This is a genomic window from Anaerovibrio lipolyticus DSM 3074 (genome assembly GCF_900141865.1).
In the GTDB taxonomy this organism is placed as follows: Bacteria; Bacillota; Negativicutes; order Selenomonadales; family Selenomonadaceae; genus Anaerovibrio; species Anaerovibrio lipolyticus.
In genome coordinates, this window is the sequence record NZ_FQYW01000006.1 from 1 (window position 1) to 15260 (window position 15260).

At 45.8% G+C, this 15260-nt stretch carries 15 protein-coding genes and 2 pseudogenes; 2 read left to right on the forward strand and 15 right to left on the reverse strand.

The annotated features are described in order from the left end of the window. Positions 1-220, reverse strand: a pseudogene (locus B6K08_RS03210) (hypothetical protein); the annotation flags it as partial. Between the two features lie 247 nt (positions 221-467). Here B6K08_RS03210 and B6K08_RS03215 point away from each other — a divergent pair. Further along, positions 468-818 (forward strand): helix-turn-helix domain-containing protein, encoded by a 351-nt coding sequence (locus B6K08_RS03215; RefSeq protein ID WP_039212212.1) that lies wholly within the window; start codon positions 468-470, stop codon positions 816-818. Positions 819-895: 77 nt separating this feature from the next. On the opposite strand, the gene B6K08_RS03220 is transcribed toward B6K08_RS03215, so the two are convergent. Further along, positions 896-2356: a serine/threonine protein kinase gene (locus B6K08_RS03220; RefSeq protein WP_080325356.1), complete on the reverse strand. Its 1461-nt coding sequence runs from the start codon at positions 2354-2356 to the stop codon at positions 896-898. Positions 2357-2440: 84 nt separating this feature from the next. Here B6K08_RS03220 and B6K08_RS03225 point away from each other — a divergent pair, with 84 nt between their 5' ends. After that, positions 2441-2869 (forward strand): hypothetical protein, encoded by a 429-nt coding sequence (locus tag B6K08_RS03225; protein ID WP_080325357.1) that lies wholly within the window; start codon positions 2441-2443, stop codon positions 2867-2869. Between the two features lie 77 nt (positions 2870-2946). Here the strand turns inward: B6K08_RS03225 and folD are convergent, their stop codons facing one another. From folD to B6K08_RS03290, 13 genes and pseudogenes are all read right to left on the reverse strand, one after another. Next, positions 2947-3807 (reverse strand): bifunctional methylenetetrahydrofolate dehydrogenase/methenyltetrahydrofolate cyclohydrolase FolD, encoded by an 861-nt coding sequence (gene folD, locus B6K08_RS03230; protein WP_080325358.1) that lies wholly within the window; start codon positions 3805-3807, stop codon positions 2947-2949. 126 nt (positions 3808-3933) lie between these two features. Next, a complete protein-coding gene (locus tag B6K08_RS03235) occupies positions 3934-4797 on the reverse strand; it encodes a 4-hydroxybenzoate octaprenyltransferase (RefSeq protein WP_080325445.1) in 864 nt (287 codons plus the stop codon). Between the two features lie 4 nt (positions 4798-4801). Then, complete coding sequence (locus B6K08_RS03240) at positions 4802-6262, reverse strand: menaquinone biosynthesis decarboxylase (RefSeq protein WP_027396242.1); 1461 nt, start codon at positions 6260-6262, stop codon at positions 4802-4804. A 10-nt stretch (positions 6263-6272) separates the two neighbouring features. Next, positions 6273-7043, reverse strand: coding sequence for a twin-arginine translocase subunit TatC (gene tatC, locus B6K08_RS03245; protein ID WP_080325359.1), 771 nt, complete (start codon positions 7041-7043; stop codon positions 6273-6275). A 2-nt stretch (positions 7044-7045) separates the two neighbouring features. Continuing rightward, positions 7046-7249 carry a twin-arginine translocase TatA/TatE family subunit gene (gene tatA, locus B6K08_RS03250; protein WP_039212222.1) on the reverse strand — a complete coding sequence of 68 codons (204 nt, stop codon included), beginning with the start codon at positions 7247-7249 and terminating at the stop codon, positions 7046-7048. A 293-nt stretch (positions 7250-7542) separates the two neighbouring features. Continuing rightward, positions 7543-7675, reverse strand: a pseudogene (gene tatA / locus B6K08_RS14305) (twin-arginine translocase TatA/TatE family subunit); the annotation flags it as partial. Positions 7676-7706: 31 nt separating this feature from the next. Continuing rightward, entirely contained in the window at positions 7707-8678 is a 972-nt protein-coding gene (locus B6K08_RS03260; RefSeq protein WP_080325360.1) for a polyprenyl synthetase family protein, read from the reverse strand. A gap of 91 nt (positions 8679-8769) precedes the next feature. Continuing rightward, a complete protein-coding gene (amrA, locus tag B6K08_RS03265) occupies positions 8770-10161 on the reverse strand; it encodes an AmmeMemoRadiSam system protein A (protein WP_080325361.1) in 1392 nt (463 codons plus the stop codon). A 351-nt stretch (positions 10162-10512) separates the two neighbouring features. Next, on the reverse strand, positions 10513-11268 hold the full coding sequence (sdhB, locus tag B6K08_RS03270) for a succinate dehydrogenase iron-sulfur subunit (protein WP_027397329.1): 756 nt from the start codon (positions 11266-11268) through the stop codon (positions 10513-10515). Between the two features lie 17 nt (positions 11269-11285). Beyond that, the gene (sdhA, locus tag B6K08_RS03275; RefSeq protein ID WP_051555479.1) at positions 11286-13040 is read right to left on the reverse strand and encodes a succinate dehydrogenase flavoprotein subunit; all 1755 of its coding nucleotides are present in this window, start codon (positions 13038-13040) and stop codon (positions 11286-11288) included. Positions 13041-13140: 100 nt separating this feature from the next. After that, complete coding sequence (locus B6K08_RS03280; protein WP_027397327.1) at positions 13141-13761, reverse strand: succinate dehydrogenase/fumarate reductase transmembrane subunit; 621 nt, start codon at positions 13759-13761, stop codon at positions 13141-13143. 45 nt (positions 13762-13806) lie between these two features. After that, positions 13807-14364 carry a Fe-S-containing hydro-lyase gene (locus tag B6K08_RS03285; RefSeq protein ID WP_027397326.1) on the reverse strand — a complete coding sequence of 186 codons (558 nt, stop codon included), beginning with the start codon at positions 14362-14364 and terminating at the stop codon, positions 13807-13809. Positions 14365-14381: 17 nt separating this feature from the next. Next, the gene (locus B6K08_RS03290; protein WP_027397325.1) at positions 14382-15224 is read right to left on the reverse strand and encodes a fumarate hydratase; all 843 of its coding nucleotides are present in this window, start codon (positions 15222-15224) and stop codon (positions 14382-14384) included. Between the last annotated feature and the right edge of the window lie 36 nt (positions 15225-15260).

The window sequence follows — 15260 nt, forward strand, 5'->3', positions numbered from 1 at the left end:
GAGCCTCCTCCAGATGGTTGTTTTCCATCAGCTCTGCCACAGCCGAATGAAACATGTCAAATCCCGCCATAGAATTGGAGAACGGGATAGGCTTTCTGGTGAATTCGATCCCCCTCCAGTTGAAAGCCCTGAAGTAGTGTTTTTCACTGCCGACATCGATGCCGACGATCATAGATGTTTCTTTTACTTGCTCGATCTTCTTGTTTTGTGTAGACTTCATTTTGTAGATACCTCTCTTTTCTGTTTATTACTAACTTCTCAGGGTCAGTAATGACAGTTTAGCTGAGGTATCTCTTTTTGTTAAGTTTGACTTATCTGTTGTCTACACTTTGAATTATACAGGAAGCTATTTCAACATCAAGTACCCAAAATCCTGCCGATAAAACAATAATATTCTAACTTAAACTCACGACTTTTTTCATACGCAAAATAACCCCTATACTTATTAAAGTAAGGAGTGATTTCGTATGGATATTACAGCGTCCCGACTGCGGGAGCTTCGTAAAATAAAGCAGCTTTCCCAGGAAGATGTGGCCAAATATCTTGGTATCACTCGAACCGCCTATAACAAGTACGAAAGTGGCGACATCAAACCTGTACGAAAGCTCAATGAATTGGCAGTATTATTTAATGTCAGTGTCGATTACCTGCTTGGCCGTGAGGAATCCACACTGGAAAGCAAGGTACGGGAAGTATCTCCCCATATAAGCGGACAGCTCCAGAAATATCTGGATTTAAGTGATTCCGGCAAGGATATTGTGGATATCACTCTTAATGCCGTATATGATCAAGAAAACAACCCAAATGAACCTCAATAGAGCTATTGCAGCTTATTACAATTATACAAAATGTCCCAGCAGGTTTTGTTTACCCGCTGGGACAATTTTTATGGTCGCTATTTATTTATCAGTTCAAAAACAAATTCTGTTCTTTCACCAAAAAGCAACTGATCTCCCGAGGCATAGAATTGGAAATGCATTTCCTGTCTTCGCCTCTCCTTATGCAGGGCAGGCAATCTGAATTCATTTAGCGGCACCACATATACACAGCTCTCTCCCGGTGCCAAAGTATTTCCATAATAGTCCTTTGACTCTCCCCCGACACCATCTGTGGTCCATACACTAAGATAAGGATTTTCCCAAGGTGCGTTGCTCTTGTTTTCCACAGTGACGCGTACTTCCCAGTCATTTGGATAAGAGTCATCCCAATTTTTCCATATATTAGGCGGAATTGTAAAAAACGTCCCCCAATCATTTCTTGGTTTATCAAATCTATCCGTCCACTCCCCCTGCCGTTCACCATTAAAATAATACTTGGCATAAACAGCATTGTTCCCCGTTTCATTATTAGTTACCGTTTCCTGTGGTGACTTATCGTTTTCTGTGGTGTTTGGCTTATTCTCAGCTGGTACAGGGCCATTTTCCTGTGATGGAACCTTATTCTTTTCAACCTCAGGTGTCTTTTCCTCTACGGGAGGAAGAGGCACCTTTTCTTTTACTTCCTCCATGATTTCTTCCACGGCAGGAGGAAGGATTTTTTCTTGATGGGAATGCTGCCCGTTAGACCATATCACAAGCACAGCTACCATTGCTGCTGCCACAATTCCCGCTGCCTTAAGCAGCTTGTTACGTCTATGATGGAGCAAATCACTCTTTAGTTCTGTAACGGTTTGGTAACGGCTACGTGCGTCCACCTCGGTGCATTTTTGCAGTATTGATCTTAGCCAGCCATTATAATTCTCTCCCAGCATTTCCTTAAAGGTTATACCCAAGGAATAAATATCACTGCGCTGGTCCGTCTGACCATAGCCGTATTGCTCCGGTGGTGCGTACCCCTTGGTGCCCAACAGCCGGGTATCTTCCTTTTGTTCTTCCTTTACAATTCGGGCAGCGTCATAATCTATCAGTCTGACAAAGTCATGTCCGCCAACAGCTTGCAAAATTATATTCGATGGTTTTATGTCACGATGAATAATTCCTTTCCTGTGGAGCATGATAAGTCCATCACAAAGCTGTAACAACAGCTCCCTTGCCCTTGTTTCCGTCAAATACCTCTTGTTTTCCAGCAATTCTTCAAAGGATTTCCCGTTTATAAATTCCTCCACCACAATTGTATAAGCTTCATTCTCTGCGCAGTATATAACCTCCGGCCAAAGAGCTTTCCCCATTGCTTTAAGCATTGAGTAGGGCAGATTGACCAGCTTAATATTTTTTATTACCACAAAGCTGCCTGTGCTGTCGACCGCCAGCCATACCTCGGCCTTATCTGTTTGGTGGAGCAGACGCACTTTTTCATATTTGCTTTGTATAAATTTCTCTGCCAGCTGTATGGCAGTCTTGGAAGTCTCCTGCCCCATAATATCACCTTGCTTTGCTCGCTAAAGTATATTATCATACCACTTAGATTAATATAATAATACATCATTTCAGTTGGAGGAGCCATGAAAAATAAAACTACTGCCAGTCTGGAGCATGAGCTGAGCGAAACAAAGCGGGTTGAGGATTACCTGACTGCCAATGATTCTGAGCTTGTTAATCAGACCTTGAGTGAGCATCTGGAGGAGCTTATAAAAGAAAAAGGGCTAAACAAAGCCCTCATAATTGAACAATCCGGTCTGGATAAGGTATATGCCTATCACATTTTCGCAGGTCGCAAAAATACCTCCCGAAATAAAATTTTGGCTCTGGCCATTGCCATGAAGCTGACTCCCGATGAAACACAACACCTCTTATATTATGCAAAGGCTGAAAAGCTCTATGTGCGCAACAGCTGGGACAGTGTAATATGGCATGCCCTGGAAAATGAACTGTCCGTTTTAGAAACGAATCTATTGCTTGATAAGCTTGGAGAAACGAAGCTTCTTGATTAAACTAAATATGTCTCAACAGAAACCTCATCCACCGCCATTATAGGACCGCAGCGGTCCCCCTTCCCCAGAGGGGAAGGCTATTTTACTTGCAGCTCAGCTGCGTCTACAGTATTCTGCATCAGCATAGCGATGGTTAGTAAGCCTACGCCGCCCGGAACAGGGGTGATGGCACCGGCTAATTCCTTAACTGCGTCGAAGTCCACATCCCCCACCAGCTTCTTTGGGACAATGCGGTTGATGCCCACGTCGATTACGGTGGCTCCCGGCTTAATCATGTCCGCAGTGACAAACCTTGGCTTGCCAACGGCGGCAACCACAATATCAGCTTCCTTTACCACATCTTTCAGATTCCTGGTACGGGAGTGACAGACAGTAACGGTGGCATTTTTGCCCAAAAGCAGGTGAAGCATTGGCTTGCCCACAATATTGCTGCGGCCAATAACCACAGCCTTGGCTCCCTCCATAGGAATCTCCGCCAGCTCCAGCATACGGATACAGCCATGTGGTGTACACGGTACCAGCGCCTTCTGACCGGTTACCAGACGGCCCACGTTAACAGGATGGAAGCCGTCTACATCCTTCAATGGGTTAATTGCTTCCAGCACCTCGGACTCATAAGGCTGCAATGCCTTTGGAAGTGGCAGCTGAACCAAAATACCATGAATTTTAGGGTCATTGTTAAGACGGTTGATTTCAGCAAGAAGCTCCTCGTGGGTAGTGGTTTCAGGCATTTCCACGCCCTCGGAATAAAAGCCCAGCTCAGTGCAGGCCTTGTGCTTATTCCTCACATAAACCTGGGAAGCAGGATTTTCCCCCACAATAATAACTGCCAATCCAGGAGTAACGCCATATTTCTCCTTTAACCGGGCAGCCCTCTTGCCTGCCTCCTCACGGATTTTAGCCGCAAAAAACTTGCCTTCCAATAATCTTGCCGTCATAACTTACCTCCAACTTTAATTCCGCCTTGGTTCCCCCCTCAGCCAGTAGTCTAACTGAGAGAACCAAGGCTGTAACACCTCATCCGCCTCGCAAGCTCGGCACCTTCCCCAAAGGGGAAGGCTTTATTACTTCAAAAAAACACTGGCCAAGGTAAAGAAAAACATGGCCACAGATACTATGCCATTTCGCATGTAATACTCTCTTGTAAAGGCACCAAAGCCCTTGATAGCAATTAGGCGATGCTGGTAATAAAGCACAGCCGCAGAAACTACCACGCCCAAATAATAAATAGCCCCCAGATCAAAGAGAGTACCCATATAAACGAATATCCCAAGGCACACCACATGGGTTAGCTTAGCCAGTAGCAGGGCATTTTTGGCCCCAATAGCTGTAGCCATGGAATGAAGGCCATGTGCCTTGTCAAATTCCTCATCCTGGGCACCATATACCACATCAAAGCCCCCTATCCAGAGAGCCACTGCCACGAACAGAACGATCATAGGCCAGTCAATGGTGCCTGTAACAGCCACCCAGCCTCCGGCAGGCGCCATGGCCACTGCAATACCACACACGTAGTGGCAAAAACAGGTTATGCGCTTCATATATGGATAAACGATAAATGGCAATGCCGCCACCGGCAGCAGCTTAATGCAGATTGGATCCAGCTGCAACACGGAGAATATCAGCACTGCAAAACAAATGGCCACCAGCAGATAAATATCCTTTTTATTGAGCTGGCCTGCCACCATGGGACGTCCCTTAAAACGTGGCTGGTCCACATCGTATTTCAAATCAATAAGGTTATCCATAGCCAGGGCCGCACTACGGGCCGCCACAATGGTAAGGGTAATCCAGACCATTATCATAATATCCGGCTTGCCATCAGCAGCCAAAAAGGCCGCCATATATGCAAAGGGAAGGGAAAATACAGTCTGATAGAATGCCACATTGTTCAAATGAGCATCCATCTTCTGCCAAAAACTATTCATACTGTCAGTCAAGTCCAAGCTCCTTCCACTTTGAGTCCACCAAATCCTTTATATCCTGGGTCATTTCAATTTCATCAGGCCACTCACGGGTATGACCTTCCTCCGGCCAGGACTTGGTGGCATCAATGCCCACCTTGGTACCCCATTTTGCCATAGGGGAGGAATGGTCAAGGACATCAAGAGGCCCCTCCACCATTACCAGATCACGCTTGGCATCGATGTTATTGAATACACGCCACCATACTTCCTTTGGATTCTGCACATCAACATGGGCATCCACCACAATAATCATCTTTATGAACATCATCTGTCCCATTCCCCACAGGGCATTCATAACCTTCTTGGCCTGCATAGGGTAGGTTTTCTTTATGGATACGAAGATGCAGTCGTGGAATACGCCCTCCAATGGCATATTTATGTCGATAATCTCCGGAATCGCCTGCTGAAGAAGTGGCAGGAAAATACGCTCCGTGGCCTTTGCCAGGAAGCAGTCCTCCATAGGTGGCTTGCCCACAATGGTAGACGGATAAATAGGATTCTTTCTATGGGTAATACAGGTAATATGGAATACAGGGTAATAATCCGCCAGGGAATAATAGCCGGTATGGTCACCAAATGGCCCCTCCCAACGGGTTTCATCCACATCCACATAACCTTCCAGAATAATTTCTGCGTGGGCAGGAACCTCCACATCAACGGTTTTGCACTTTACCATTTCCACGCCCTTGTGACGGAGGAAGCCAGCAAATACCATTTCATCAATATCACGAGGAAGTGGAGCTGTTGCAGCATAGGTCACCACAGGATCAGTACCGATGGCCACTGCCACCTCCATGCGCTGTGCCCCCATAGCTTTGGTGTCACGGTAGTTGTCCGCGCCGTTTTTATGGATATGCCAGTGCATACCAGTGGTTTTACTGTCATACTTCTGAAGGCGGTACATACCCACATTGCGCTTTCCCGTATTTGGATTCTTGGTAAAAATCAACGGCAGGGTAATGAAGCGACCACCATCCTGAGGCCAGCACTTCAAAATTGGGAATTTGTCCAGAGATGGATTATCGGTGATAACCACCTCCTGACAAGGTGCCTTCTTCACATACTTAGGGAAATTAATAGCCCCCTTTGCAGTTGGAATTATGCTGAGCAAATCCATTTTATGGGAAACGGAAATATAAGGAAGACGCAGGATTTCCCTCAGCTCATCCGCTATATCATCCAGTTTTTCCACACCAAAGGCAATAGCCATACGCTCCATGCTGCCAAAGGCATTCATGAGCACCGGCATATCGTAGCCCTTTACATTCTCAAAGAGCAGAGCGACATTTTTCTCCCCCTCCATTTTGGATACCCGGTCCGTTATCTCTGTGATTTCCAGCTCACAGTCCACCTCAGTTTTAATACGCTTCAGTAAACCGCGGCTCTCCAATTCAGCTATAAACTCCCGCAAATCCTTAAAAGCCATGCTTAGCCTCCTACTTTCTTAAAATGAATCTTACAACCAAATAACTCAGTCCATACAGTGCCGTCAGCGGAAGTGCCAGAGTAATCTGGGAGATTATGTCCGGCGGTGTCAGCAGGGCACCAACGATAAAGGAAACAAAAAATACGTATCTGAAATATTTTTTGAGCTGTTGGGAAGTTACCAACCCAATGGCTGCCATTATTATAATAACAAGCGGCAACTCAAAGGCCAGCCCAAAGGGCAACAGAAATGTAATTATAAAATCAAGATACTTCTCAATGGAAAACAGTGGCGACAAATCATCTGAGCCCATTCCCATAAAAAATTTTATGCCAATCGGCACAATCAGGAAAAATGAAAAGGCCAGTCCCGTATAAAATAATAAAATTGAGCTTGGAACCATGATTCCCAGCACCATCCGCTCCCGTCTGGTAAAGGCCGGCACAAAAAAACGCCAGATTTCGTAAAAAACCACCGGAGTAGCTAATAGAAATCCGGAAAACAAAACCACCTTTGCATAGGAAAAAAAGGCCTCGCCGGGATGCATAAAATATAGTTTTCCCGCCGGTGCCAGCAAAAACTGCATTATGTCCTCATCAAAGACATAGGTTATACAGCTTCCCAACAGAACAGCCACGACACAACGAATAAGGCGCCGCCTCAGCTCCGTCAGATGGTCAATTATGGACATTTCATCATCATTTTCCAGGCTGGCGATTTCCTCATTTTCAGCCATGCCCTCTGATTCAATATCCTCTAACTTTTCTTCATCTGCACCCATAATTACGCTTCATCCTTGGATTTATCTTTAGACTCGGCAGTGATATTGATAGTGTCCTTATCATCACTGCCGCTCTGTGCAGACTTGAATTCTTTAATGCTCTTGCCAAAGGCCTTGCCGATATCAGGCAATTTGCCAGGTCCAAAAATAACAAGACCAATAATTAAAATTAAAATGAGTTCTGGTACGCCAAATCCACCAAACATAATATGCCTCCTACCAATATATAATCTTTTCTATCTACTCAATTATAACCCCATTATTCAATTTTTTCTTCTAAAAGTAGAAAAAATTCCATTCGAGCTTCTATGAAGCTGGAAATATATTAAATCTCTAAAAAAATATCCCCTCCAGAAAATGAAGGGGATATACAATTATCACTGTTTATCTTTACCATCAACCATACCAGAAGGCTCAGCCGATTCATCCACTTTCTTCTCTTCAGTGGAAGCCTCCAGCTTCTTGGCAGTCTTTTCAACGGGCTCATCCTCCATAATGCCGTTGGACACCTTGCGGAATTCCCTTATGGTTTTACCCAGGGTTCTGCCCAATTCAGGCAGCTTGCCAGGGCCAAACACAATAAGTCCAATGATAAGAATAACAATTAATTCTGGGGCTCCTATGCCAAACATCACGTTACCTCCGTGAAAGAAACATATCTTCTTAGAATTCTCTGCCAGCAATGAAATCAGCAGCCATCATATAGGCAGCTCTCACATCCTCAGGAATACTCTCCGGCAGGACATTTCTTGCTCGGTCCAGATATTCCTCAACCTTATTCTTGGTAAAATCAATACCATCTGTTGCCCTTACAATCTCCAGGGCCCTGCTCAAGTCCTCCTTGGTCATATCGCGATTAGTGACTATCGAAAGCAGCTCATCCTTATCTGGAGAGGTTTCCAAAGCTCTAATAGCCGGCAAGGTAATAATGCCCTGAAGAATATCATTGCCTGCTGGCTTACCAATGGTCTTGGAATCACCAGTGAGATCCAGTAAATCATCAGTAAGCTGGAAAGCCATACCTACACTGTAACCATAGTCGTACAAGGCCTGAACATCCTTTTCCGGAAGTCCCATAACGTGGGCACCAAGCTGACAGCTGATGGCCAGGAAATTGGCAGTCTTCATGGCAATACGCTCATAGTATTCCTCAGTATCACAGGACGCCTTATAGATTTCCTTGTTCTGAATGAGCTCACCGGCGGAAAGATCCGCCAACAGTCTGGAAAGCTGGTTGTTGACCCTCTCACCATAGCCGTTTTCCGTCACCAGCACAAAGGCTTTCGCAAAGAGATAATCCCCTGCCAAAATAGCCAGCTGGTTGCCCCACTTGGCATTGGCAGTAGCCTCACCACGACGGGTAGCGGCACTATCCAAAACATCATCATGCACCAGTGAAGCCATGTGTATAAGCTCTAATGCCACAGCCAGTGGCATAACTCTTTTTAAATCAAAATTCTCACTGCAACGGGCAGCCAAAAAAAACATTGCAGGACGCAATCTCTTGCCGCCAGCCTTTATCAGATGATTGCCAATCTCAGTGATGGTGGCAACCGGAGAAACCACAGATTCATGCAAAGCCGTTTCCAGCTCAGCCAAATCTGACTTTATAATATCAAATAACTTGTTAGCCAATTCTATCCCTCACACAAATATACTAAGCCTTAATAATTCTACTATATATCGCAGTGTTTTTCAAATAAACTTTGATTATCAGGCTATATTCTTATTCGTGTCTCGTCACTTCAAACCGTTGTAATTTAATTTTTTCCTCTGGAGAAATCCCGCCTTTGCGTCGGGCAATGGAAATCTGCTCCTCCACAGTATCTACCCCATCCAGATCCGGCAACAGCAGTCCCCGCCTGTAACCATCTTCACTGGAAACAATCACACCATACCGCTTCACATCCAGCTGGTCAGGGCTTTCTATATTCTCCGGTTCCGACAGTACATCCACATCATATACCAGATCCTCCAATTCATCCTCTGTTACTGCTGAGAAACGGGGATCAGCCGTTCCTGCTGATATGGCATTGGCGATGATTTCTGATGCCAAACTATCCCTTACAGGCAATATAGTACCTATACATCCCCGGAGCTGACCCGCTTTTTTTATGGACACAAAAGCACCGGCCCGGGTATTAATCATTTCCTCCGGCAATCCCTTAGGCACTTCTATATGTTTATGATAACGTACATAGCTTTCAAGACTTTTTCGTGCCAGCCTTAAATAATCGTCCTCTTTTTTCCTTAACTCCTCCATATTCTTTTTATGACTGTCTACGGCCTGTTCGCCTATGTTACGTTTAACGTTTTCTCCCTTAGGAATAAATCGTGCCACGCCATAGCCAACGCCAAAAGGGCCCTCACATGACAGCAGCTCTGCATCCACATCCAGGCAGTCAAAGGCACCCGCCATTATCCAAAATGAACGCAGGCCACATTCTGCGGCACCTTCTGCCAGCTTAAATGGGGTTGTGAGCAGCTCCAGAAAATCTCCTGAGGAAAAGCAATCTGCCATACGCTGGTCAAATACTGGTCCCTCCTTGGCAAAACCATAAGGGCCATCTGCCTTTAGCTTATGGGATAAATCACCGCTTGCCACTATCATCATACGGCGATTCATAATATCCGCCGTTTCCCTTAGAAGAATCCCTAAGGTGTAATGATGAATATTGGAAAGTCCGGAAAGACCTATCCGCACGATCTTGCCTTTATATCCAGCCTTTTGGAGAAAATACAGGGGAATCATTGTTCCATGATCCAAGTGTCTCTCCTGACGCCCCAGAGTCCCCGCAGCCAGCTTTATTTCTTCAGCGGTATCTGTCACCTTTTGAACAAATTCCTCATCGTAATCAACATGGAAGGCCAGCTCTGGATGCCCAAAATTAGCAAAGCTCCCCTCTGCTGAGTCACCTGAGGAAATTTGCATATAATCAGCATACATGGTTGCATGAGGGCTGGTAATAATCACCAAATCAGGATTATTTTCCACAATCCATGCTGCTACAGTCTTATATGCTTTTATAGTATCAGATATTTTATTTTCCTCACCCCGGCCAATCTCCGGCAAAATAAGTGGCGGATGAGGTACAACACAAGCTCCAAGAAAGGACATACAAACACCTCCTACATTCATGTTTATATGTTTTATATTACGACATTTGGTAACAAATTCCTTTTTGTTTATTATTCGCGGGTGGCATGGGATGAGCCCATGAAGTAATGGAGCTGTAAAATGTCACATCAGCACGTTCATCTCGAAGACGATATGATGTGGCTGACGGCTGCGTAGCCCGTCAATATTTCTCGAAGCACTGTACTATTTTGATGTGACACTAGCGAAATGAATGAATGGGCCAACCCATGACAGGACCCGCAACAGAAATATAATTGCCATCTTATACACATAAAAAGACTGCCGTGTTGAAATCAACACGACAGTCATTTCTATTCAACAAATATTCAATTACTTATTGAAAATGTTCTTAAGAGCCTGCTTATTTACATCGCGGTTCAGCTGTGCAAGATAAGTAGTCAGCTTAATGTTCTTAGGGCAAACCTCTACGCAGTTCTGGGAGTTACCGCAGCTGGTAATACCGCCCTTGCCCATAAGAGCTTCAAGACGCTTTTCCTTGTCGAACTTTCCAAGTGGATGGAGGTTGAACAAGTAAGCCTGTACAGATGGAGATGCACCAATGAAGTCGGACTGAGGACCAACGTTAGGGCAAGCCTCCAAGCAGCAACCGCAAGTCATGCAGTGAGAAATCTCATAAGCAGTGGTTGCAGTGTAAGGATTCTGGATAGGAGCATCCTTAACTTCCCAAGAACCATCAACCTCAACCCAAGCCTGTACGCGCTTGAGGGACTCGAACATTACGGAACGGTCAATAAGGAGGTCACGGATTACAGGGAATGTTCTGGCTGGCTGCAGACGAATTGGCTGCTCCAGCTCATCGATCAGTGCGCAGCAAGCCTGACGAGCACGACCGTTAATAACCATCATACAAGCGCCGCAAACCTTCTCCAGACAGTTGCACTCCCAAACTACTGGAGCAACCTTCTTGCCATCAGTAGTTACAGGGTTCTTCTGGATTTCCATCAGGGAAGCTACTACATTCAGAGCAGGACGATATGGAATCTCGAACTCCTGAGTGTAAGGCTTGCTGGTAGGGCTATCCTGACGCTCAATAATAAACTTAACTGTTTTCTTCTGTTCTGCCATTCTATTTTATCCCCCTATTACTCTTTCTTTGCAACAGCGTAGTTACGAGGACGTGCCTTAATGAGGGAGTGCTCAAACTCCTCATAAGTTACAACTGGCTCCTCAGTTGCTGCATCAAAGCTTACAACGGATGTAAACATGAACTTCTCATCGTTACGAGGATAGAACTGTAACTCGCCATCCTTCTCAATGCGCTTGCCATTTTCATCCAGCATAATCTTTGCATGTGCACCACGGGACTCATCACGGGAACGAGCAGACTTGGTGATAGCCATAGCATAGATAATCATGTTACGGAGCTGACGAACGAACATAGCCTCCTGGTTAGCCCAGTTACCATGGTCAGTTACGCCGATGTTCTCCCAACGCTTCAGGATTTCCTTCAGCTTGCCGAGGCAGATATCCAAACCGTTGTTATCACGCTCGATGGATACATACTCGTACATGATCTCGCCCATCTCCTGATGGAGCTTATGAGCATTCTCAGGACCGTTCATCTGACGAATCTTGTCATACTCATCCTGAACTTCCTTGCGTGCAGCCTCGATTTCAGCATCGGTGATTTCACACAGCTTGGATACGTTCTCCTTAGCCCACTTCATAGCCTCTGGACCAGAAACAGTACCGGAGTAAGCAGCGGACAACAGAGAGTTAGCACCAAGACGGTTTGCACCGTGATACTGATGGTCGCACTCACCGGAAGCCATGAGGCCAGGAATGTTGGTGAAATGCTTTCTATCTACATAGATACCGCCCATGGAATAATGAACGGAAGGGAAAATCTCCATTGGAACCTTACGAGGGTCCTTACCAACGAACTCAGTGTAAATCTCGATGATACCGCCCAGCTTGCGCTCCAGATAATCTGCAGGAATGTGGGACAGATCGAGGTATACACGACGGTCATGGTTAATACCAAGATCCATGTGAACGCAAACCTTGAAAATAGCACGGGATGCTACGTCACGAGGAACGAGGTTACCATAAGCTGGGTACATATCCTCAAGGAAGTACCAAGGCTTACCATCTCTGTAAACCCATACACGACCACCCTCACCGCGGCAAGCCTCGGACATCAGACGGTTCTTATCAGAGCCTGGGATTGCGGTTGGATGAATCTGAATGAACTCAGGGTTAGCAATTTTTGCGCCCTGCTGATATACTGCAGAAACTGCAGAACCATTACAAATAGTGGAAGCGGTGCAACGGCCAAATACCTGACCAGGGCCACCGGTTGCAAGAATAACAACATCAGCTTTGAAAGCCTTGATTTCCATGGAGTTCATGCTCTGAGCAATGATACCACGGCAAACGCCGTTCTTATCCTTGAAGATCTTAACGAATTCCCAGAACTCGTACTTGGTTACGCCGCCCTTAACTTCCCAACGACGAACCTGCTCGTCAAGAGCATAGAGGAGCTGCTGACCAGTGGTGGAACCGGCAAAGCAAGTACGCTTGTTCTTCTGGCCACCGAAGTTACGGAGGTCAAGAACGCCTTCTGGAGTACGAGTGAAAGGTACACCCATACGATCAAACATCTTAATGAGCTTTGGAGCTGCCTCAACCATGCCCTTAACAGCCAGCTGGTCAGCCAGGAAGTCACCACCGTATACGGTGTCATCGAAATGCTCATAGATGGAATCGTGCTCACCCTTGGTATCCATGCAGGCATTAATACCGCCCTGTGCACAGAGGGAGTGAGAACGCTTTACTGGGCAGTAAGAGAATAAATCTACTTCGCCGCCAGCTTCACAAATTTTAAGGGTAGCCATCAAACCTGATAAGCCGCCACCTACTACAATAATCTTATTTTTAGCCACGTAGGTTCTCTCCTTATAAATAAATCTTTACTACTACGACACTCTTACTCTATTACATGAAGTAAGAAGACATGAATGCCAAAGTGAACAGGCACATGAGTACGCAAAGACCCATAGCACCCTTGTCAACAACACACTGGGAACGAGGTCCCTTGGTGATACCCCAAGTCATGCAGAAGGTAGTGATACCATTGCAGAAATGGAAGATTGCAGCAAACATACCAATAGCATACAAAGCAAATACAACTGGGTTAGCCAAAGTGGACTGAACCAAAGCATAGCTGATATGCTCACCCATGATGCCCTTAGTGTAAATACGAAGGTAACCAACATGCCAGATGAGGAATGCTACGAGATACCAAGCAGTCCATCTCTGAAGAGCGAACTTCCAGTTACGGGAATAACCGTACTCACTAGGGTTGTTCTTAGCCTGCATAGCAATATATACACCGTAGATACCATGGAACAGGATAGGTACAGCGTAGAGGCAAATCTCAATGCCAAGGAAAATTGGCTGAGGAATCTGCTCCATCATTGCTAAGCCGTTATTGAACACCTCTGGGCCGCCCATTGCTGATGCATTTGTGAGCAAATGCTCAATCAGCACACCGCCGAGCAATACAAGTCCGCACAGGGAATGCAGTCGACGAAGATAAAAAGATACGTTAATCATTCTTGACCTCCTAAAATTTTCTTTCACACAGGAAAGTATTTAATATCATAACTTACGATATGGTTTCTGACCAATCTCGTAATAGTCATTACCCTCAGAATCGATAACTACGATTGCAGGGAAATCCTCAACCTCAAGAGCAGCAAGAGCCTCTGGCCCCAGCTCAGGGTAAGCAATAACGGTGTACTTCTTAACGGACTTTGCGATGAGGGCAGCAGCACCACCAACAGCAGCGAAGTAAGTAACGCCGTTCTTCTTCATGGACTCGACTACCTCTGGAGCACGGGAGCCCTTACCGATCATACCCTTGATACCCTGCTCAAGCATGGTAGGGGTATAAGCATCCATACGACCAGCAGTAGTAGGACCGCAGGAACCGATTGGATCGCCTGGCTTTGCAGGTGTAGGACCAAGATAGTAAACTATCTGATTATTCCAGTCGATTGGCAATTTCTCGCCACGAGCCAGAGCCTCAGTCATAACCTTGTGTGCAGCATCACGGGCACTGTAGATAGTACCAGTAATAAGCACGCTGTCGCCAGCACGGAGCTTGCGGGAATCCTCTTCTTTAAGAGGAGTAGTTATACGAATTGTCTCAGCCATTATATAAACCTCCTATATTAAAGAACACGATGGGAATGACGGCAAGCATGGCAGCAGATGGTAACTGCTACCGGCAGGCCGGCAATATGAGTAGGACCCCACTCGATGTTTACAGCCAATGCGGAAGTAGTACCGCCAAGCTGAGGACCGATACCGGTCTTGTTAATAAGGCCGAGGAGCTCGTTCTCCAGTGCAGCGTAATCAGGATGAGCATTACGCTCAGTAATCTTACGCATGAGAGCGCGCTTGGAAAGATAAGCAGCCTGATCCATAGTGCCGCCGATACCTACACCAACAACCATTGGTGGGCATGGGTTGCAGCTTGCATGCTGGATAATATCCAGAACAGCTTTCTTAACACCCTCAACACCATCAGCAGGAACCAGCATCTTGATACCGCCCTTGTTCTCGGAGCCAAAGCCCTTGCAGGTCAGCTCAATCTTAAGCTGATCGCCTGGTACAATCTTGGTATAAATAATAGCTGGTGTGTTGTTCTGAGTATTCTTACGGTCAAATAAAGGCTCAGCAACAACGGACTTGCGAAGATAACCCTCAGTGTAGCCCTTAGCAACGCCAGCGTTGATAGCTTCTGTCAGATCGCCACCCTCGATATGAAGATCCTGACCTACCTCAAGGAAAATAATGGTCATACCAGTATCCTGGCAGATAGGACGATCCTCAGCTCTAGCAATCTCAGAGTTGCGAATGATCTGATCAAGAACAACCTGACCAACTGGAGACTCCTCTGTCTCACGGCCCTTCTTAAGAGCTTCATACACGTCCTGAGGTAAATAGTAGGCAGCTTCCTTACACATCTGCGCTACTTCTGCTGTGATCTGTTCAACATTGATCGTACGCAAATTAAACCCTCCCTAATATAATAAAAAAATTACACT

Coding starts and splice junctions, on each gene's coding strand:
- B6K08_RS03215 (WP_039212212.1), top strand. CDS start 468: ATGGATATTACAGCGTCCCGACTGCGGGAGCTTCGTAAAATAAAGCAG.
- B6K08_RS03220 (WP_080325356.1), bottom strand. CDS start 2,356: ATGGGGCAGGAGACTTCCAAGACTGCCATACAGCTGGCAGAGAAATTT.
- B6K08_RS03225 (WP_080325357.1), top strand. CDS start 2,441: ATGAAAAATAAAACTACTGCCAGTCTGGAGCATGAGCTGAGCGAAACA.
- folD (WP_080325358.1), bottom strand. CDS start 3,807: ATGACGGCAAGATTATTGGAAGGCAAGTTTTTTGCGGCTAAAATCCGT.
- B6K08_RS03235 (WP_080325445.1), bottom strand. CDS start 4,797: ATGAATAGTTTTTGGCAGAAGATGGATGCTCATTTGAACAATGTGGCA.
- B6K08_RS03240 (WP_027396242.1), bottom strand. CDS start 6,262: ATGGCTTTTAAGGATTTGCGGGAGTTTATAGCTGAATTGGAGAGCCGC.
- tatC (WP_080325359.1), bottom strand. CDS start 7,043: ATGGGTGCAGATGAAGAAAAGTTAGAGGATATTGAATCAGAGGGCATG.
- tatA (WP_039212222.1), bottom strand. CDS start 7,249: ATGTTTGGTGGATTTGGCGTACCAGAACTCATTTTAATTTTAATTATT.
- amrA (WP_080325361.1), bottom strand. CDS start 10,161: ATGTCCTTTCTTGGAGCTTGTGTTGTACCTCATCCGCCACTTATTTTG.
- sdhB (WP_027397329.1), bottom strand. CDS start 11,268: ATGGCAGAACAGAAGAAAACAGTTAAGTTTATTATTGAGCGTCAGGAT.
- sdhA (WP_051555479.1), bottom strand. CDS start 13,040: ATGGCTACCCTTAAAATTTGTGAAGCTGGCGGCGAAGTAGATTTATTC.
- B6K08_RS03280 (WP_027397327.1), bottom strand. CDS start 13,761: ATGATTAACGTATCTTTTTATCTTCGTCGACTGCATTCCCTGTGCGGA.
- B6K08_RS03285 (WP_027397326.1), bottom strand. CDS start 14,364: ATGGCTGAGACAATTCGTATAACTACTCCTCTTAAAGAAGAGGATTCC.